Source organism: Erythrobacter sp. S267 (genome assembly GCF_057365045.1).
The window spans coordinates 1,074,861-1,093,818 of sequence record NZ_CP200298.1 but is presented as its reverse complement, the minus strand read 5'-3'; the positions used below and the strand labels follow the sequence as shown (position 1 = coordinate 1,093,818).

Genomic DNA, 18,958 nt, shown 5'->3' with positions numbered 1-18,958 from the left:
GCTTCGTAGCTATGCTCCTCGCAATGACGAAGCCAAAACCACCATCACATATTCGGATAGTTAGGCCCGCCGCCGCCTTCTGGCGTTACCCAGTTGATGTTCTGGTTGGGGTCTTTGATGTCGCAGGTTTTGCAGTGGACGCAGTTTTGCGAGTTGATTTGGAAGCGTGGTTCCTTGCCCTCTTCCTCGACCCATTCGTAGACTCCAGCAGGGCAGTAACGCGCTGAGGGGCCTCCGAAAACGTCATACTCGCTCGCCTTTTGCAGCGCGGCGTCACCCAATTGCAGGTGGACTGGTTGGTCCTCTGCATGGTTGGTGAAGGAGTAGGCGACGTTGGTCAGGCGGTCGAAACTGATGACGCCGTCGGGCTTGGGATAGTCGATCTTGGGATAGAGGTCTGCGCGGCCCGTCATCGTGTAGTCGGCGTGGTGCTTCATACTGATCGGCAAGCCAATCTTGAGCGTGCGCATCCACATATCGACCCCGGCCAGCACCGCTCCGATATCCTCGCCATATTTCGCCACGGCAGGCTCTGCGTTCTGAACAAGTTTCAGCTCATCCGCGATCCAGCTTGAACGGACGGCGGGTTCGTAGCCTTGCAGTTCGGGCTGGCTTTCGTGGCCCTCGATCTCCGCAGCGATGGCTTCGGCGCAGAGCATGCCGCTCTTCATCGCGGTGTGGCTGCCCTTGATCCGCGGCACGTTCACAAAGCCAGCGGCACAACCGATCAAAGCGCCGCCTGGGAAAGCGAGCTTGGGCACGGACTGCCAGCCGCCTTCATTGATGACGCGCGCTCCGTAAGCGACACGAGTGCCACCTTCGAGATAGGCGCGGATTTCAGGGTGCTGCTTCCAGCGTTGGAATTCCTGATAGGGCGAGACCCATGGGTTCTTGTAATCGAGCGCGGTGACGAAGCCCAAAGCGATCTGGTTGTTCGCCTGGTGGTAGAGGAAGCCCCCGCCCCACGTACCGCTCTCTGAAAGCGGCCAGCCTTGGGTGTGGAGCACGCGCCCGGGCACGTGCTTTTCAGGATCAATGTCCCACAGCTCCTTGATGCCCAAACCATAGACCTGCGGCTCGCAATTGGCCTCTAGGTCATACTTGGCCTTCATCTGCTTCGTCAGCGATCCGCGCGCACCCTCTGCGAAGAGGGTATACTTGGCCTCGATCTCCATGCCGGGCTGATAGTCGCCCTTCTGGCTCCCATCCTCGGCAATGCCCATGTCCTGCGTGATGACGCCTTTGACCGCGCCCTTGTCGTCAAACATGACTTCCGAAGCGGGGAAACCGGGGAAGACCATCACACCCAGCGCCTCGGCCTGTTCACCCAGCCAGCGGGTCATGTTGCCCAGCGATCCTGTGTAGCAGCCCTTATTGCTCATCAGGGGCGGCATGAAGAGGTGCGGGATGGAGGTCTTGCCGTTCTTGGAGAGCACCCAGTGCCAGTTATCGGTCACGGGCGTCTCAGCCATCGGGCAATCCATGTCGCGCCAATCGGGGAAGAGCTCTCCCAAAGCCTTGGGATCGACCACCGCGCCCGACAGGATATGCGCGCCGATCTCAGAGCCTTTTTCGAGAACAACAACCTCAAGCTCGTCATTCAGCTGCTTCAGCCGGATTGCTGCTGACAGGCCTGCCGGTCCTCCGCCGACAATGACCACATCGCATGGCATCGATTCCCGTTCGCTCATTCTCGTAACATCCCTATAGTGTTCGGCCTTGACGAGATACGCTGTTGGCCGGCGGATTTCTTCCGCAAAACGTGCTGTCATGCCTTGCTAACTGGGCACCGGGCAGTCAAGACCTCGGTGTAATCCTATGAACGCTCCGACCTCCTCTCTGCATGCCGATCTGGAAGCTGCGCTCGACTGGTGGCGGCTGGCCGGTGTGGATTGCGACTTCAACGAAGACGCTACGGATTGGCTGACTGCGGCTGAGATGAAGAGCGCGCCTGCAAAGTCAACAAAGCCGGCCGCGCAAGCGTCTCCCGAGCCCCAACCCGAACCTGCGATAATTACGCGCACAAATCTGCTGGGCGACACGCCGCCCGCTGATCTTGCTGCGTTTCAGCAATTCTGGCTCGAAGCGCCGGGCCTCGACGCCATCGGTCCGCGTGGCCGGGTTGCACCACGGGGCACAGCGCATGCTGAGCTGATGATCCTCGTCACCGATCCTGAGGAGCGTGATGGCGCGCGGCTGCTGAGCGGCCCTCAAGGACAGCTGCTCTCCCGGATCATCGCCGCGATGGGCTTTGAAGAGAGCCAGACCTACATCGCCTCGGCGCTCCCGCGCCACACTCCGATGGCTGACACGGCTGCGATTGCGGCGAGTGGAATGGATGAAGTTGTCCTCCATCATATCACTCTTGCGGCGCCGAAATGCGTTATTGCCTTCGGCAGCAACATTCTGCCGCTATTGGGACACAGATTACCGAAAGACACTTCGTCTTTACGTGAAATCAACCAGATTTCGTCAGACATGCCGCTGTTGATGAGCGAGAGCCTTGAAAGCCTCATGGCGATGCCTCGACTTAAAGCTCGGTTCTGGCGGAGATGGATTGAATGGTCGGCAATATTGTGAAGCGGCAGAATGTGCGCGGCGTTATGCCATGGTTGGTCGCCGGTTTTGCACTGGGTAGCGCGCTTGTTATCGCCCCTGCCGCAGCCAATGCGCAGACCAATGACAGCCTCGTTGCCTATTACGACCGCAGCGCAGACGGCAGCGCCAGCCAAGTTCCCGAAGTGCTCTCCTCGCGTGAGCGTGAGCATTACCGCGACCTTTTCGCCGCGATTGACCGAGAGCAATGGGATCGCGTCTCCGACATGCTGGAAAGCCGCGAGGACAGCGTGCTCTACCAAGTCGCGCTTGCCGAGTATTACACCCACGCCAAGAGCCCGCGTGTCAGCGCTGAGCAAGCCGCTGATTGGCTCCGCATGGGCGTCGACCTTCCGCAGGCCGAGCAGATCGGCCGGATCGGCACCAATCGCGGGTTAACGTCTTTGCCCGCTTTGCCACAAGCGCAGAGCTTTGCTCGCCAACCTTCCGCGCCCAAGCGTATCCTTCCGCGCCGCGTTAACGATGGCTCGATCTCCGCTTCCGAGCGAGAGGCGGTCATAGACTACATCGTCAATGATGATCCCGCTGGCGCGCATGCCTTGCTCGACCAACTCGACCCTCAGCTGAGTCCAGAGGCCCGCGCGGAAATGCGCCGCCGGGTCGCTTGGAGCTACTACATCGAGAACGATGACGAGAATGCCCTCAAACTCGCCGAATCCGTCTCCGATGGCGCTGGCCCTTGGGTTGCCGAGGGCGAGTGGGTTGCCGGCCTTGCCGCATGGCGTCTTGGCTATTGCGCGCTGTCGAGCGAGGCCTTTGCCCGCGCCGCATCGCAATCGACCAATGTCGAACTGACCGCAGCATCGCACTATTGGGCGCACCGCGCTCTTGTCCGCTGCCGCGAACCCGGTCTTGCCAACGACTACCTAGTTGCGGCTGCGCAATATGACGAGACGCTCTATGGCATGCTCGCCATCGACCAGCTCGGCATCGACGTTCCGGCTGAAGCTCCGGCTCAACGCTTTTCCAGCGCCGACTGGAACGCCATCTCGCACCGGTCTAACGTGCGCGTTGCTGCTGCTCTGGCAGAGATTGGCCGCCCGGCGCTGGCTGACGAAGTGCTCCGGCACGAAGCGCGCACTGGCCGCAACGTCGATTATACCGCCCTTGCCCGGTTTGCGCGCGAGATCGGCATGCCCTCAACTCAGCTCTTCATGGCGCACTACGCGCCCTATGGCGTCCAGTCCGATCCGGCTTTGCGCTTCCCCGTCGCTCGCTGGGAGCCCGCGACCGGATGGCGTGTTGATCCGGCGCTCGCCTTTGCCCATGCGCTGCAAGAATTGAACTTCCGCGCCAGCGCTGTCAGCCCGGCGAACGCCCGCGGCCTGATGCAGATCATGCCGGGTACGGCGCGCGACCATAACCGCCGCCTGAACCTAGGCGCGAGCTATGCTGACCTTAACAATCCCGAGGTCAACCTCGCCTATGGTCAGCAGCATCTCGAGATGCTGCGGGATAGCGCCGCAACGCAAGGCCTGTTGCCCAAAATCATGGCGGCCTACAATGCCGGCCTCTCCCCCGTCAGCCGCTGGAACAGCGAAGTGAACGACCAGGGCGATCCGCTGCTTTGGATGGAGTCGATCCCCTATTGGGAAACGCGCGGCTATGTCGCCATAGTAATGCGCAATTACTGGATGTATGAGCGTGCCGCGGGTGCCTCATCCCCGTCGCGCCGCGCTCTTGCCCAAGGGCAATGGCCAACCTTCCCCGGAGCTTATAGGCAGCGTTCTGCCCAGCTCGAACAGTAAGGACAAAGCACAGATGGCGATCGACGAGAGCAAGACCTTCAAGCCGATCAACATCGCGGTCCTCACTGTTTCCGATACGCGCACACCGGCAGACGACACTTCCGGCGACATTCTCGCCAAACGGATCGAGGATGCGGGCCACTCTATCGCTGCGCGCAAGATCATCCGCGACGACGCCGACTTCCTGGTTGACCAGCTCGACAGTTGGATCGACGATCCGCGCATTGACGCCGTTGTCTCCACCGGAGGCACCGGGCTGACGGGCCGCGACGTGACACCCGAAGCTCTCGCCCGCATCGACGGCGGCCGCGACATTCCGGGTTTCGGAGAGCTGTTCCGCTGGCTCAGCTTCACAACCATCGGCACATCCACCGTCCAGTCCCGCGCCTGCGCCATCGTCGCGCGCGGCACCTACATCTTCGCCCTGCCCGGATCGAACGGAGCGGTGAAAGATGGCTGGGACGGGATCCTCGCCGAGCAACTCGACAGCCGCAACACCCCTTGCAATTTTGTCGAATTGATGCCCAGATTGCGCGAGTAGGATGGCCGATTTTCTGGTGACATAGCGGGTTTTGTTCTATATCTGTTCTCGCCATGGAAACAGCCTCTCACCCTGATGTTGAACGTGGTCGCGGCGCGCCCTCTGCCAAGGTGCCAACGCGCTTTGGCCTTGCCACACGAGAGGTGGATGGCGACTGGCGCGATCATATGGAGAGATTGGCGCACGAAGATGGCCCGCCGGTCAAACTGCGCACATATGTGACTGAGGAACATCCGAAAACGATCCTCAGCTTCAACCAATCGCCAGACATCCCGTTTGATCGCTCGATCAACGCCTATCGCGGATGCGAGCATGGCTGCATCTACTGCTTTGCGCGCCCTACCCACGCTTTTCACGACCTGTCTCCCGGCCTCGACTTTGAAACGCAGCTGTTCGCCAAGCCTAAAGCGGCGGAGCTGCTGCGTGAGACTCTCGCCAAGCCGCGCTATTCGCCCAAGCCGATTGCGCTGGGCACCAACACCGATCCCTATCAGCCGATCGAGAAACGCTATCGTATCACGCGAGAATTGCTGGAGGTCTGCCTCGACGCGCGCCATCCGGTGACGATCACGACCAAGTCGGACCGCATTCTGCGCGATCTCGACCTGCTTGCAGAGCTGGCCAGGCGCAATCTGGTGGCGGTCGCTGTCTCAGTGACGACGCTTGATCCGGTGCTCTCAGCCAAGCTCGAACCGCGCTGCGCTTCGCCTGCCAAGCGCCTGTCCGCACTAGGGAAACTGGCAAAGGCGAGTGTCCCCACCCATTGCTCAATCTCCCCGATCATCCCCGCCATCACCGACGAGTTCATGGAAAGCATCGTCGCGCGCGCAGCCGAGCTTGGCGCGGGCAGCGTTGGCTGGATCCCTTTGCGCCTGCCGCATGAGGTCGCGCCCCTGTTCCGAGAGTGGCTGGACGTCCACTATCCCAATCGGGCCGGCAAAGTGATGAGCATCGTGCGCTCAATCAGAAATGGCCGTGACAATGATCCCGACTTCTTCACCCGCATGAAACCCTCAGGCGTTTGGGCAGACCTGTTTCGCCGCCGCTTCAACGTCGCAAGGCGCAAGGCGGGGTTTGGTCGGGCGGAGATACAACTGGATTGCTCGCAGTTCTGCAGGCCAGAAGTCGGCGGGCAGATGCGACTGCTCTGACCCACTGGTGGAAACACCTATGTCGCGCTTAACCCCTCGCTAACCGTGATTAAGGGTTTCTTGATGAAATCCCCGTAATTTCCCCCTAGAAAAGGGGATGACCTATGACTTCGAACCTGAGTGCAGATAGGGCTTCGAACAATGACCGCCGGTCTGGAGACCGCCGGAAACAACAGCTTCCGTTCGACGGACCCGACCGCCGCAAGGGCAGTCGTCGATCCGGCGTTGACCGGCGCAATCAGCCGCGCGCGGACTGAGCGGATCTGCCTAAATCACCCAGCCCGCCGCAGCTCATAGACCGAGGCAGGCGGCAAATTACGCAAAGTGCGTGAGATTTTCACCGCTTTGAGCGCCATCCGCTCCAACACAGGCTCGGGTACTGGGCAGCGTGGGGAATAGGTGAAAAGGCGAAACGCGCCATCTGTGGCGAGGACGTCGAAGCTGCCTTCAAGAATACGCTCGGCGAGATCATTGGGCAGCGTCACCAGCGGCAATCCGCAGATGACATGGCCGACTGTGCCTGGCTCGAACGGAGAAAGCCGCGCGATTTCACCCGCATCGCCCTCAATAACCTGAACGTCAGGATGTCGCTGACGCAACACCGCGGCAAAGCTCTCCGACAGCTCAATCGCGGCCAGATTGCTGCGTTTCACCCCTGCTTCGAGCAGTGCGCGAGTGATAACACCAGTCCCAGGCCCCAGCTCGATCACCGGGCCGCTCACAGAGCCAAGCCCCTCGGCCATGGCTTTTGCCAGGCGCTTGCTAGAGGGGATCACCGCCCCGACCCGACGGGGGCTGCGGAGCCACTCTCGCCCGAAGGTCTTGGTGGTCGACAGCTTATCGGTCAAATTGGGGTTCAAAGGTCCAGTCAACTCGGCTGCGACTCCAGTTGCGAAAAGGCTTATCCGTGTGGCTCCGATCCAACCTCAATTACGGGGGTGATTTGGACGAGGCAGGACAAATCGAGGGGTGGACCATACCGACCTGCCAGCGCTTCATCAAATGAACGCTTGGATTTCCCGGTCATTTCGTCCGAAATTTGCCCCGCTTCCAGCACTTCAGCAGGGCCAACCGGCACAAGCTCGATCACGCCGCGAGCTGAAGCACCGCGCCAATGAGGAGCGCGGTACCCCTCACCCGAAACCCTCGCCCACCTTGCCCGGCTTGAAGCGGATCAGGCGGCTGTCGAGCAATGCTGCGGTGCGGTTCACCACCGCCTTCTGGTAGTCGGCGTCCTTAATCATCTCAAAGAACGCGCCCGAATTGGGATACTGCGCGACGAAGCCGTCATGCCATTCGCGCACTTCCGGTCCTGTCACCATCGTCTGGAACGCCCCGCGCCACACGATTGTGCCGCCAACGCGGGTGAAGATCGGGCCGGAGGTTTTGCCATATTCCTGATAGGCACGCCGCCCGCTCCAGCCATTGCCGTGATGCTCGTGGCCTTCAGGATACTCAGCCTCTTCGCGGTAGAGCAGCAGGTTGAGCATATAGATCGGCTCATCGCGCGGCAGATCTTTGAATTTCGCAAAGTTCGCAGGTGATGGGTCGATGTGCACCCGGTCGGGTTCGACATAGGGGTCGGTCATAGCTCAGCTCTCCAGCTTGTAGTCGGAGAACCGGTCGCGCAGGTCTTTCTTGCTGATCTTACCTGTGGCCGTATGCGGAATATCGTCAACGAACTCCACCGCATCGGGCAGCCACCACTTGGCAATGAGCGGCTTCAAATGCTCGATGATGTCGTCAGCGGTGACCTCTGCGCCTTCGTTCTTGATGACGAAAAGCACCGGGCGCTCATCCCATTTGGGGTGCGGCATGCCGACGCAGGCCGCTTCGAGCACGCCCTCATGGCCGACAGCGGCGTTTTCAAGTTCGACCGAGCTGATCCACTCGCCACCCGACTTGATCACGTCTTTCGTGCGGTCAGTCAGTTGCAGCGTGCCGTCTGAGTGCAGGACGCCCACATCGCCGGTGTCGAACCAGCCCTCATTGTTGGCCGCGTCTTGCTCTGCCTTAAAGTAGCGCTGTATGATCCAAGGCCCGCGAATTTGGAGCGCGCCCGACGTCTTGCCATCGCGCGGCAGCTCGGTCGCCATGTCGTCCAAGTCCACGGTGCGCAGCTCCACGCCGAAGATCGGGCGGCCTTGCATCGCGGTCTTGTCGACCTTCTCCTCGAAAGTGAGCTGATCCCAATCCCAGGTCGGCCCGCCAACGGTGCCAATCGGAGACGTCTCCGTCATGCCCCAAGCGTGCTGCACGCGCGTGCCGTTCTTCATCAACCGCTCGATCATGAAGCGCGGACAGGCCGAGCCGCCGATGGTTGCGGCTTTCAAAGGCGGCAGGTCGATGCCTTCCTTGTCGCAATATTGGAAGTGGGCGAGCCAGACGGTCGGAACGCCAGCTGAGTCGGTGACGCCTTCCTTGATCATCATCTCATGGAGGACAGCAGGATCGTTGACCGCGCTGAACACAAATTTGATACCCGCCATCGCGCCCGCATAGGGCAGACCCCAGCTCGCCGCGTGGAACATCGGCACGACCGGCAGCATGACCGAGGCGCTTGAGAAGTTGAACGCGGCGGGCTGCAAACCGGCCATAGCGTGCATCACTGTCGAGCGATGCTCGTACTGGACACCCTTGGGATTGCCCGTAGTGCCCGAAGTGTAGCAGATCATGCAGGGGTCGTTTTCTTCGCCGGTGAACCATTCATAGTTCCCGTCCTGCGCTCCGATCCAATCCTCAAAGCTTTGGCTATGCTCGCCAGAATCGTAGCAGATGTAGTGCTCCACGCTCGTCCAGCGGTCTTTCATCTTGTCGACGATGGGCTGGAAGGCCGCATCGTAGAGCAGCACGCGATCCTCAGCATGGGTGACGATATATTCGAGCTGATCCTCGAACAGACGCGGGTTCACCGTGTGGAGCACCCCGCCCATGCCAGCGACGCCGTACCAGCTGACCAAGTGGCGCGAGTGGTTCATGGCAAGGCTGGCGACACGCTCACCCGGCTTGATGCCAAGCGCTTCCAAAGCCTGCGCCATCTTCAGCGCATCGCGGCGAATGCCTGCCCAATCCGTGCGTGTCTCACTGCCATCAGCCCAGCGCGTGACAATCTCACGCTTGCCCGCTTCACGAGCGGCGTGGTCGATGACATGCGTGATCCGCATGCTCCAATTCTGCATAGCCCCGAGGGATTGCGTCGGCATAGGTTTCTCTCTCCTCAAATACGCGCGCCTTTGCTGGCGCTTTTTCGCCGGAGACAATGGCGAGGAGAAACGAGCTTGGCAACAGGGTCTGGAGTGCCAAATTGTTACGTCTCAAGCCACCCTTTTGAGCTTCACCGAGCGGCGCAGCGGCTCCAGCGCGACGTTCTCGATCCCTTCGATATCCGCCAGCCTCTCCGCCAGCTCGCCATCAAGCAGGAAGTTGCTGCCGAGCCTCACAAACGCATCGTCATCGGGGCCGAGGATCAGGCGCAGGAGGACTTCGCCGGGAGCTTCATCGCCAGTCGCCAGCTCCAGCTTCAGATCGGTCAGTGCATCCACGCTGAGAACATCAGCTTTCAGGATCATCGCCGTGCGCCCAGTGACTTCCGACAAGGGCCGCCCTCCCCGAACGGTCAGGCGCGGGGGTTCGCCGGGATTGGGGCTGTCGAGCTCAACCTGAAGCAGCACGCATTCCCCGCTCGCCGCCCATTCCTGGAATTTGTCGACCATCGCCTCTTCAAAGCACGCCGCTGAGAACTGGCCGGACGCATCGGAGAAATCGGCACGGATAAAGTCGGCTCCGCGCTTTGTCTTGCCCTTGTTGGCGCTCTCCACCATCGCCGCGATCACAGCCTGTCCGCGTCCACCAGCAGGCGCGCCTGCTTCCATCAGGCTCTGATAGGTGCGCGCGCCTTGAGCCGAGGCGACATCGCGATATTGTTGCACTGGATGCGCAGAGAAGTAGAAGCCAAAATTCTCACGCTCCTTTGCCATCTTCTCGGTGCGGGACCATGGATCGGCGGCTTGAAGGCGCAGTTCCTCTTGCGCGCCGAGGTCGCCTCCGAACAGAGCCTCCTGTCCGCTCGACCGTTCCCGCATGGCAGCGTCCGCAACGGCCAGCAGCATGTCGGCATTGGCGAAGAGCTGTCCGCGATTGTGTTCCAGCGCATCGAGTGCGCCTGCGCAGATCAGCCCTTCGAGCTGGCGGCGGTTCATTGATCCTTGCGGGAGCCGCTCAAAAAAGTCTTTGAGGCTGGTGAATTTGCCATTGGCCTCACGCTCGGCGACCACGGCGTCCATCGCCTTCTCGCCGACATTGCGGATGCCTGCCAGCGCGTAGCGGACCGCATAGCCATCATCGGTTTGCTGAACCGTGAAGCGCGCTTCGGAGGAGTTCACATCGGGCGGGAGGACAAGCACACCGGTGCCATCGGTCCGCTCCACCGGGTAGCGCCGCGCATCGTCAACGAAGACGCTCAATTTGTCCGACTGGTGCAGGTCGAAACACATGGATGCGGCGTAGAATTCCTCCGGATAATGCGCTTTCAGCCACGCCGTTTGATAGGCGAGCAGCGCATAGGCCGCTGCGTGGCTTTTGTTGAAACCGTAGCCTGCGAATTTGTCGATTAAGTCGAACAGTTCGTTGGCCTGCTTCGCCTCAATCCCTGAGACTTCCTTGCAGCCTTCGACAAAGCGTCCACGCTGCTTGTCCATCTCCGCTTGGACCTTCTTACCCATCGCGCGGCGCAGCAGGTCAGCGTCACCCAGCGAGTATCCCGCCAGGATCTGCGCGGCCTGCATCACCTGTTCCTGATAGACGAAGATGCCGTAGGTCTCGGCGAGGATTTCCTCGAGCTTGGGGTGCGGATACTCAATCGCGACCTCACCCGCCTTGCGCTGTCCGAACAGCGGAATGTTGTCCATCGGACCCGGACGATAAAGCGAGACGAGCGCGATAATGTCGCCAAAATTCGAAGGCTTTACCGCCTTCAGCGTGCGCCGCATGCCTTCCGATTCCAGCTGGAACACGCCGACCGTGTTACCCGCCTGCATGAGGTCATAGACGGCCTTGTCGTCGAGCGGCAGCGCGCCCAGATCGATGTCGATCTCGCGCAGTTTCAGAAGGTCCACCGCCTTGCGCAGGACGGAAAGTGTTTTAAGGCCGAGGAAGTCGAACTTCACGAGGCCCGAACTCTCCACATGCTTCATGTCATATTGCGTGACCGGCATGTCCGAACGCGGATCGCGGTAGAGCGGGACGAGTTGAGAGAGCGGCCTGTCGCCAATCACCACTCCGGCGGCGTGGGTTGAGGAGTTCCTAGGCAGGCCTTCCAGTTGCAACGCGAGGTCGACGAGGTGCTTTACCTCATTATCGTTCGTGTATTCGCGCTTGAAGTCAGCAGCTCCGTTGAGCGCGCGCGGCAGGGTCCACGGGTCGGTCGGGTGGTTGGGGACCATCTTGCAGAGACGGTCGACTTGACCGTAGCTCATCTGCAAAATCCGCCCGCAATCGCGCAGGACCGCGCGCGCTTTCAGCTTACCGAAAGTGATGATCTGCGCGACGTGATCGTGGCCGTATTTGTTCTGGACATAGCGGATGACCTCTCCGCGCCGCGTTTCGCAGAAGTCGATATCGAAGTCGGGCATCGACACACGTTCGGGGTTGAGGAACCGCTCGAACAGCAGGCCCAGCTGGATAGGATCGAGGTCCGTAATCGTCAGCGCCCATGCGACGATAGAGCCTGCGCCCGAACCACGCCCTGGCCCCACCGGAATCCCCTGATCCTTGGCCCACTGAATAAAGTCGGCAACGATCAGGAAGTAGCCGGGAAAGCCCATTCCAACGATGATGTCGATCTCGTAATCGAGGCGCTCGAAATAGGTTTTGCGCTCCTCTTCGGAGAGGTCCTCATAAGGTTCGAGGCGCTTTTCGAGGCCAGCCTTGGACAGCTCGGCCAGCATTTTCGCCTCGCCCTCCAGATCGCCCGCCAGACTGGGCAGGATTGGGTCGCGATAGGGCGGCGCAAAGGCACAACGTTGGGCGATAACGAGAGTGTTTGCGGTCGCTTCTGGCAGGTCGGCGAACAGCTCCTCCATCATGTTCGCTGATTTGACGAAGCTTTCGGGGTTGGTGCCGGGGCGGTCCTCATTCTCGATATAGGTCGAGTTCGCAATGCACAGCATCGCGTCATGCGCCTTGTACATATGCGGGTCGGCGAAGTTGGCGGGATTGCTGGCGACGAGCGGTAGATTGCGCGCATAGGCCATGTCGATCAGGGCTTCCTCGGCCTGCTCGCAAGCTTTCACGCCGTTGCGGGCCAGCTCAATATAAAGCCGGTTCGGGAAGAGTGCCTCCAACCGCTGGATCAGAGTCTGAGCCGCAGGGGTCTGCCCTTCGGCGAGCAGATGGGTGAGCGCCCCCTCGCCCGCGCCGGTCAGCGCGATCAGCTCGTCCGTGTAGCCCTCCAGATCGGCAAGATTGACATGCGGCTCCAGCTCCAACGGGCGCTCAAGGTGCGCCTTGGAGACGAGGTGGCACAGATTGTCGTAGCCCTTCGCCCCCTGCGCATAGAGCGGCAGATAATCGACCAGCTTGCCATCCGAACCGTCGCGCGCGACGCCCAGCAAAGTGCCGATGATCGGCTGCACGCCCTCACCCTTGCAGGCATTGGCAAACATCACCGCGCCATAAAGCCCGTTGCGGTCGCAAATCGCGATGGCGGGAAAGCCGCGCTCCTTCGCCAGCTTTGCAATCGCCTTGGGGTCGGCCATGCTCTCCAACATGGAGTAGGACGACAGGACACGCAGCGGAATGAAGGGAGCGAAAGGCATCATCGGAAGGTACGCTTCACCGCTCCGCATTCAAGCGTCCGACCCCTAGCGCTTGGGGAAAAGCTGGGGGCAAGCTAAAGTCGCGCGCAAGGAGGGGTTTATGAGCGACAAGATCGAGGTCGAAAACGTCAACACGCCCGGCAAAGTCACCCGCGTGAACGCCGCAAAATATGGCGAGATGCTAAGAGCGTTCAAAGCGGCCCTGCCCAAAGCCTCTCCAGGCGTCACGCAAAGCGAAATGGTCGATGCGGTCAAACCCCATCTGGACGCAGACCTGTTCCCGCAGGGCAAGACCAGCGGATGGTGGGCTAAGACAGTTCAGCTCGATCTGGAGGCTAGAGGAAAACTGGTGCGCGAAGACACCAAGCCGCTGCGCTGGCACTGGAAATAACGTTGCGCAAAGAGAGGCTTAGAGCAGCTTCTCAACATCCTTCGCAATCGCGGTGGGCGCGTCCTGCGGAGCGTAGCGCTTCACCACATTGCCTTCGCGGTCGATCAGGAACTTGGTGAAGTTCCACTTGATCGAGGTTGAGCCCATCAAGCCCTTCTTCTCCGCCTTCATCCAGTCATAGAGCGGCGAAGCGTCGGGACCGTTTACGTCGACCTTCTCCATCAGCGGAAAGGTGACGCCGAAATTGACCTTGCAGAACTCCGCGATCTCATCCGCATTGCCCGGTTCTTGCGCGCCGAATTGGTTGCAGGGAAAGCCGAGGACTTCAAAATCCTTGTCCTTGAATTGCTGATAAAGTGCTTCGAGCCCGTCATATTGCGGGGTGAAACCGCATTTCGAAGCGGTGTTCACCACCAGCAGCACCTTGCCCTTCTTGGTCGCAAGGTCGAGCTCCTCACCGCGATTGGTGGTGACAGTAAAATCGGCGATAGTCGTCATTCGGAAGAATCCTATTTGGGTCGGTAGGTCAAATCGAACGCCGTCTGCCATGTTTTGCCATGATCCGTCGAGCCTTCGCCAAATTGTCTCACCGATCCATCCTCGCCTTGGCTGTAGGTCATGCGAATGAGGACATCGCTACCGCCTGGCCCGATTCCGTCCCAATAGCCGGTCAGGACCATGTCCGTGCCCACCATTGCGCCAGTGAAATCGACCCGTTTTCCATCGCTGCCCACCCAAAGCTGGTTCCAGCGTCCGGTGTCGTGGTTGATGAAGCTCATGCTGGCCCCGTCGCCGCCGGTCAAAGGCATCCAGCGTTCGCGGATGACGCAGCCGGCAGAGACGCTCTCGATTTTGCTTTCGCCGACCTGATTGTCGGTTCCGGTGACATAGACATCCCACTCGCCAACCCAGAAATTAAAGGCGGCATGCTCCTCGCCCGCGCAGGGAGCTGCCGAGACTGTGTCGACAGGCGGCGGAGGGGGTGGTTCTGCTGAGGCGGCCTGAAGCAGGACGATTGGATAGAGCAATGCGTGCATAAAATGTCCCTCCCGTTAGTCTGCGCATAGTGCCGATTTGCGCTCTTCAAGGCGAGGCGCATTCTGCCAAGAGCGCACCACAATCGGTAAGGCGGACCTAGCCCAGCACTCCGTCATGCAAGCGCACCACGCGGTCCATGCGGCTTGCCAAACGCTCGTTGTGCGTGGCGACCAGAGCCGCGCTCCCCTCCCCGCGCACCAGTTCGAGAAACTGGCCGAGCACCGTGTCCGATGTCGCCTCATCCAGATTGCCCGTCGGCTCATCCGCCAGCACCAAAGTGGGCTGGTTCGCCAGAGCGCGCGCGACGGCAACACGTTGCTGCTCACCGCCAGAAAGCTGGCTGGGTCTGTGGGTCAGACGGTGGCCAAGGCCGAGGCTGGAGAGCAAATCCTTGGCGCGCGTTTCAGCTGCATCCTTGTCCTTGCCCGCGACCATTTGCGGCATGACCACATTCTCGGTCGCGTTGAAGTCTGGAAGCAGGTGGTGGAATTGGTAGACAAAGCCCAAATGCTCACGCCGGATGCGGGTGCGTTGGTCGGACGGAAGCTTCTCCGCCGCTTCACCCGCAATGCTGATCGAGCCCTCAAATCCGCCTTCGAGCAGGCCTACCGCTTGAAGCATCGTCGATTTGCCCGAGCCTGAAGGGCCGAGCAGCGCCACGATCTCTCCCGGCATGATGTCGAGGTTCACTCCGCGCAGAACATCAATGCGCTGACCGCCCTGCTCAAAACTGCGTTTGAGATCGCGCAAGGCTACAATTGGCTCACTCATAACGCAGCACCTGCACCGGATCGGTGTTGGACGCCTTGAGCGCCGGGTAAAGCGTCGCAAGGAAGCTTAGCCCCGTGCCCAACAAGGTGATGCCCAGCACCTCCATCGGGTTCACATCAAAGGGTACTTCGGTCAGGAACCGCACTGAAGGGTCCCAAATCTGGATGCCGAAGGTTGTCTCCAGCCACGTCACAGCTGGATTAAGGATCGTCAGGAAGCCAAAGCCAAGCGCCAGCCCTCCAAGCGTCCCGATCAGGCCAATCGACGTGCCAACGGTGATGAATATCTTGAGCAGGGAGCGCCTGCTCGCCCCCATTGTGCGCATGATCGCAATGTCGCGGGTCTTTGCCCGCACCAGCATCACCAGGATCGAGAGAATATTGAAGCTCGCCACCAGCACCATGATCGCAAGCACCACGCTGACCACCACGCGCTCGACCTCAAGCGCTTCGAAAAGGGCCGAGTTGATCTGCTTCCAGTCCGCAATCTGCGCTTGGCCGACGAGGAAATCCTCAACATCGCCGAGGATATTTCCGACATCGTCAGGGTCGCTGACCGTGACTTCGATCAAGCCGACCGTATCGCCCATCAGCAGCAGCGTCTGCGCATCACTCATAGGCATGATGACGAAGGTTTCGTCAAAATCGTAAAGCCCGATCTCGAAAATTGCGCCGACCTCGTATCCGACCTGCCGGATCGACGTGCCAAAGGGCGTTGCGCGCCCTTGCGGGTTGATAATCGTGATCGTGTCGCCGACCCGCGCGCCAGTGTTGGTGGCAAGCCGCGTTCCTATGGCGACCTTGCCGCTGCCCGGTTGGATCGACGCTATGTCGCCCAGCACGACCTTGTCGCCAAGCTCTGCAATATCCTCTGCCGTGTTGCCCCGCACAAAGATCGCATTGGCGCGGCCATTATAGCTGGCGAGCAGCGGTTGCTCGATCAAGGGAGAGGCGCTGACGACGCCATCGGTCTCGCGCACCATTTCGAGCACGCCTTCCCAATTCTGCAGCTCTCCGCCGTAACCCTGGATGATCGCGTGTCCGTTCAGGCCGGAGAATTTTTCCTGCATGTCCGCGCGAAAGCCGCCCATGATGCTCATCACCACGATCAACATGCCCACAGACAAGGTGACAACGACGATGGAGATCAGCGCGACAAGCTTGATAAAGCCCTCACCCTTGCCCGGCCACAAATAGCGTTTGGCGATCATTCTTTCGAAAGGGGTGAGCATGGGTTTTGTATGCGAACCTTGGTGCCGTTTGCGTGTGGAAAGAGGCTGTAAGGCGCGAATTCTTGCGGCACAATGAAGAAGGCAATTGCCCCTGTGCGTAAGCTCAGTTGGAATTGGTGAGTAAGCGGACCTTCGCGCGTCCCACTAGCACTCAGCAGAAAGGCGTGGAGCGGCGCGTGAAGTATGCCCGGCGAATCCCAAAGTCCCTCTTGTAATTGATCCGTAACACCTTCATTGAGCCGCCACCGGCAGAGCAGCGTAGCGGGCACATAAGCGATGGCACGGACCAAGACTGAAACGGGCCGCTCAGCGGACTTTCTCGATTGCAGCTCAGCTGGGAACGTGACCCACCCCTTTATCGACGAAAACGGCGACAAGCTGCGCGAAGAATGCGGTGTGTTCGGTGCGATCAACACCGACAATGCGGCCGCTGCAGTGGCTTTGGGCCTCCACGCGCTCCAACATCGCGGGCAGGAAGCGGTCGGGATCACCAGCTTTACCGGCGAAGAGTTCATCTCCCGCCGCGGCCTTGGCCATGTGGCGGAGAATTTCTCTTCTGCTGAAGCCATTGAGGAACTGCCCGGTCATATGGCGGCGGGCCATGTCCGCTACTCCACCACTGGCGGCGCAGGTCTGCGCAATGTCCAACCGCTCTATGCAGAGCTTGCAAGCGGCGGTTTTGCGGTTGCGCATAATGGCAATATTTCCAACGCCTTGGCTTTGCGCAAAGATCTGGTCGGCAAGGGTTCGATTTTTCAATCCACCTCTGACACCGAAGTCATCATCCACCTGGTTGCAACCTCCCGCTATCCGACGGTCGCCGACCGCCTGATCGACGCGCTACGCCTGGTAGAGGGCGCCTATGCGCTGATCGTGATGACGCCAGAGGGCATGATCGCTTGCCGCGATCCGCTGGGCATTCGACCGCTCGTCATGGGCCGGATGAGCAAAGAAGACGGCGCAGGCATTCTGTTTGCCAGTGAAAGCGTCGCCTTTGACGTTGTGGGAGCAGAATTCGTCCGCGAAGTTGAGCCGGGCGAGATGCTGCAGGTGGGCTTTGATGGCGAGGTCAAGTCGATCCGCCCCTTTGGCAACCACGCCCCGCGGCCCTGCATCTTCGAGCACGTCTATTTCAGCCGCCCGGACAGCACCTTTGCCGGCCAAAGCGTCTATGAAGCGCGCAAGGCTATCGGAGCGGAACTCGCGGTCGAGGCACCTTGTGACGTCGACCTCGTTGTGCCGGTCCCGGACAGCGGTGTTCCGGCAGCCATCGGCTATGCGCAAGCCTCCGGCGTTCCGTTTGAGTTGGGCATTATCCGCTCGCACTATGTCGGGCGGACCTTCATCCAGCCCTCGGACAGCGCACGCCATTCCTCGGTCAAGCGCAAGCACAACGCCAATCGCGGGCTGGTTGCAGGCAAAAGAATCGTCCTGATCGACGATTCCATCGTGCGCGGCACCACTTCGATGAAAATTGTTGAGATGATGCGCGAAGCGGGCGCGAGCGAAGTGCACTTCCGCGTCGCCAGCCCGCCAACCGCGCATTCCTGCTTCTACGGCGTCGACACGCCCGAACGCTCCAAGCTTCTCGCCGCGCGCATGGAAATCGAGCCGATGCGCGACTTCATCAAGGCGGATAGCCTCGCCTTTATCTCCATCGACGGGCTGTATCGCGCGGTGGGATCGAAGAAGCGCGACACAGCTTGCCCGCAATTCTGCGACGCTTGCTTCACCGGCGACTACCCCACCTCGCTGACCGATTTAACGCAAAGCAAGGATGAAGGGACGGGTGAGCTCCCTTTTTCTGATCCATCATTGAAAAGCACTCAGGCTGCCTGATTCATGACTGACACCAAACCCCTCTCAGGGCGCACCGCGCTCGTCACCGGCGCGAGCCAGGGCATCGGCGCGGCGACCGCTGTCGCTTTGGCAGAGGCAGGCGCGCATGTGATCCTGGTCGCACGCAAGGTTAAGGCGCTGGAGGTTGTAGAGGATAAGATCCACGCCGCCGGAGGCTCCTCCACCATCGCACCAGTGGACTTGACGGAGAAAGACGGCATTGCCCGCCTTGCAAGCGCGATTGGTGGGCGTTGGGACACGCTCGATATCCTCGTGATTTCAGCAGCCTATATGCCAGACCTCACACCGCTTAGTCAGATTGACCCCAAGCAGTTCAACACTGCAATCATGACCAATGTGGTCGCGACACAGGCTCTGCTGGCAGCGTTTGATCCGATGCTGCGAAAGGCTGAGGCGGGGCGGATTATCGGCCTGACATCAAGTGTCGGGGCGACCCCCCGCTCCTTCTGGGGTGCCTATGGCTCGACCAAAGCGGCGTTTGACAATCTGCTTGAGACCTATGCCGCGGAGGTGGAGAAGCTCTCCCCCCTTCGCGTTGCAATTGTTGATCCCGGTGCGACCCGGACTGCGATGCGCGCACGGGCCTATCCAGGCGAGAAACCCGAATCGGTCAAGCCTCCTGAGGCTGTGGGCACACGCATTGTGGAGCTTCTTGCAGAGGATTTCACAACCGGGCACCGCGAACGGGTCGATTAAGTTCGCACTGGCAATTCCTCTTAGACCTTGCTGCTAGACGGCAGAAATCTGCCCTTTTCAGTCTTAAGATCGGCAACATTCTGCACTCCGAGCCGCTCTT

Annotated in this window: 17 protein-coding genes; 8 read left to right on the top strand and 9 right to left on the bottom strand. The window is 60.3% G+C overall.

The genetic code is table 11. The features are described from left to right. Positions 1-44: 44 nt before the first annotated feature. On the bottom strand, positions 45-1,691 hold the full coding sequence (locus AC0V6X_RS05050) for an electron transfer flavoprotein-ubiquinone oxidoreductase (RefSeq protein ID WP_486183495.1): 1,647 nt from the start codon (positions 1,689-1,691) through the stop codon (positions 45-47). Positions 1,692-1,818: 127 nt separating this feature from the next. Between AC0V6X_RS05050 and AC0V6X_RS05045 the strand changes: the two genes are divergently transcribed. The 5 genes from AC0V6X_RS05045 to AC0V6X_RS05025 all read left to right on the top strand — a co-directional run bounded on the left by AC0V6X_RS05045 (position 1,819) and on the right by AC0V6X_RS05025 (position 6,353). After that, positions 1,819-2,580 carry a uracil-DNA glycosylase family protein gene (locus AC0V6X_RS05045; protein ID WP_486183494.1) on the top strand — a complete coding sequence of 254 codons (762 nt, stop codon included), beginning with the start codon at positions 1,819-1,821 and terminating at the stop codon, positions 2,578-2,580. Further along, the gene (locus AC0V6X_RS05040) at positions 2,562-4,364 is read left to right on the top strand and encodes a lytic transglycosylase domain-containing protein (RefSeq protein ID WP_486183493.1); all 1,803 of its coding nucleotides are present in this window, start codon (positions 2,562-2,564) and stop codon (positions 4,362-4,364) included. The genes AC0V6X_RS05045 and AC0V6X_RS05040 overlap by 19 nt, the downstream gene beginning before the upstream one ends. A gap of 13 nt (positions 4,365-4,377) precedes the next feature. Next, positions 4,378-4,905 carry a molybdenum cofactor biosynthesis protein B gene (gene moaB, locus AC0V6X_RS05035; RefSeq protein WP_486183492.1) on the top strand — a complete coding sequence of 176 codons (528 nt, stop codon included), beginning with the start codon at positions 4,378-4,380 and terminating at the stop codon, positions 4,903-4,905. A 53-nt stretch (positions 4,906-4,958) separates the two neighbouring features. Next, positions 4,959-6,056: a PA0069 family radical SAM protein gene (locus tag AC0V6X_RS05030; protein ID WP_486183491.1), complete on the top strand. Its 1,098-nt coding sequence runs from the start codon at positions 4,959-4,961 to the stop codon at positions 6,054-6,056. Between the two features lie 141 nt (positions 6,057-6,197). Continuing rightward, complete coding sequence (locus AC0V6X_RS05025) at positions 6,198-6,353, top strand: hypothetical protein (protein WP_486183490.1); 156 nt, start codon at positions 6,198-6,200, stop codon at positions 6,351-6,353. Here AC0V6X_RS05025 and AC0V6X_RS05020 read toward each other — a convergent pair. From AC0V6X_RS05020 to dnaE, 4 genes are all read right to left on the bottom strand, one after another. Then, positions 6,329-6,904: a class I SAM-dependent methyltransferase gene (locus AC0V6X_RS05020; RefSeq protein WP_486183489.1), complete on the bottom strand. Its 576-nt coding sequence runs from the start codon at positions 6,902-6,904 to the stop codon at positions 6,329-6,331. The genes AC0V6X_RS05025 and AC0V6X_RS05020 overlap by 25 nt on opposite strands. Positions 6,905-7,189: 285 nt before the next feature. Beyond that, the gene (locus tag AC0V6X_RS05015; protein WP_486183488.1) at positions 7,190-7,645 is read right to left on the bottom strand and encodes a DUF1330 domain-containing protein; all 456 of its coding nucleotides are present in this window, start codon (positions 7,643-7,645) and stop codon (positions 7,190-7,192) included. 3 nt (positions 7,646-7,648) lie between these two features. Further along, entirely contained in the window at positions 7,649-9,259 is a 1,611-nt protein-coding gene (locus tag AC0V6X_RS05010) for a long-chain fatty acid--CoA ligase (protein WP_486183487.1), read from the bottom strand. A gap of 111 nt (positions 9,260-9,370) precedes the next feature. Beyond that, entirely contained in the window at positions 9,371-12,871 is a 3,501-nt protein-coding gene (dnaE, locus tag AC0V6X_RS05005) for a DNA polymerase III subunit alpha (protein WP_486185516.1), read from the bottom strand. 100 nt (positions 12,872-12,971) lie between these two features. Here dnaE and AC0V6X_RS05000 point away from each other — a divergent pair, with 100 nt between their 5' ends. After that, positions 12,972-13,262: a DUF6958 family protein gene (locus AC0V6X_RS05000; RefSeq protein ID WP_486183486.1), complete on the top strand. Its 291-nt coding sequence runs from the start codon at positions 12,972-12,974 to the stop codon at positions 13,260-13,262. Between the two features lie 18 nt (positions 13,263-13,280). Here AC0V6X_RS05000 and AC0V6X_RS04995 read toward each other — a convergent pair whose 3' ends face one another. The 4 genes from AC0V6X_RS04995 to AC0V6X_RS04980 form a co-directional block, all read right to left on the bottom strand. Then, positions 13,281-13,760, bottom strand: coding sequence for a glutathione peroxidase (locus tag AC0V6X_RS04995; RefSeq protein ID WP_486183485.1), 480 nt, complete (start codon positions 13,758-13,760; stop codon positions 13,281-13,283). Between the two features lie 11 nt (positions 13,761-13,771). Next, entirely contained in the window at positions 13,772-14,299 is a 528-nt protein-coding gene (locus AC0V6X_RS04990; protein WP_486183484.1) for a hypothetical protein, read from the bottom strand. Positions 14,300-14,396: 97 nt separating this feature from the next. Then, positions 14,397-15,071, bottom strand: coding sequence for an ABC transporter ATP-binding protein (locus AC0V6X_RS04985; protein WP_486183483.1), 675 nt, complete (start codon positions 15,069-15,071; stop codon positions 14,397-14,399). Then, on the bottom strand, positions 15,064-16,302 hold the full coding sequence (locus tag AC0V6X_RS04980) for an FtsX-like permease family protein (protein WP_486183482.1): 1,239 nt from the start codon (positions 16,300-16,302) through the stop codon (positions 15,064-15,066). Before AC0V6X_RS04980 ends, AC0V6X_RS04985 begins: the two co-directional genes overlap by 8 nt. Before the next feature lie 276 nt (positions 16,303-16,578). Between AC0V6X_RS04980 and purF the strand changes: the two genes are divergently transcribed. Next, positions 16,579-18,141, top strand: a complete 1,563-nt coding sequence (purF, locus tag AC0V6X_RS04975; protein WP_486183481.1) for an amidophosphoribosyltransferase — start codon at positions 16,579-16,581, stop codon at positions 18,139-18,141. 3 nt (positions 18,142-18,144) lie between these two features. Next, complete coding sequence (locus AC0V6X_RS04970; protein ID WP_486183480.1) at positions 18,145-18,858, top strand: SDR family NAD(P)-dependent oxidoreductase; 714 nt, start codon at positions 18,145-18,147, stop codon at positions 18,856-18,858. Positions 18,859-18,958 lie beyond the last annotated feature (100 nt).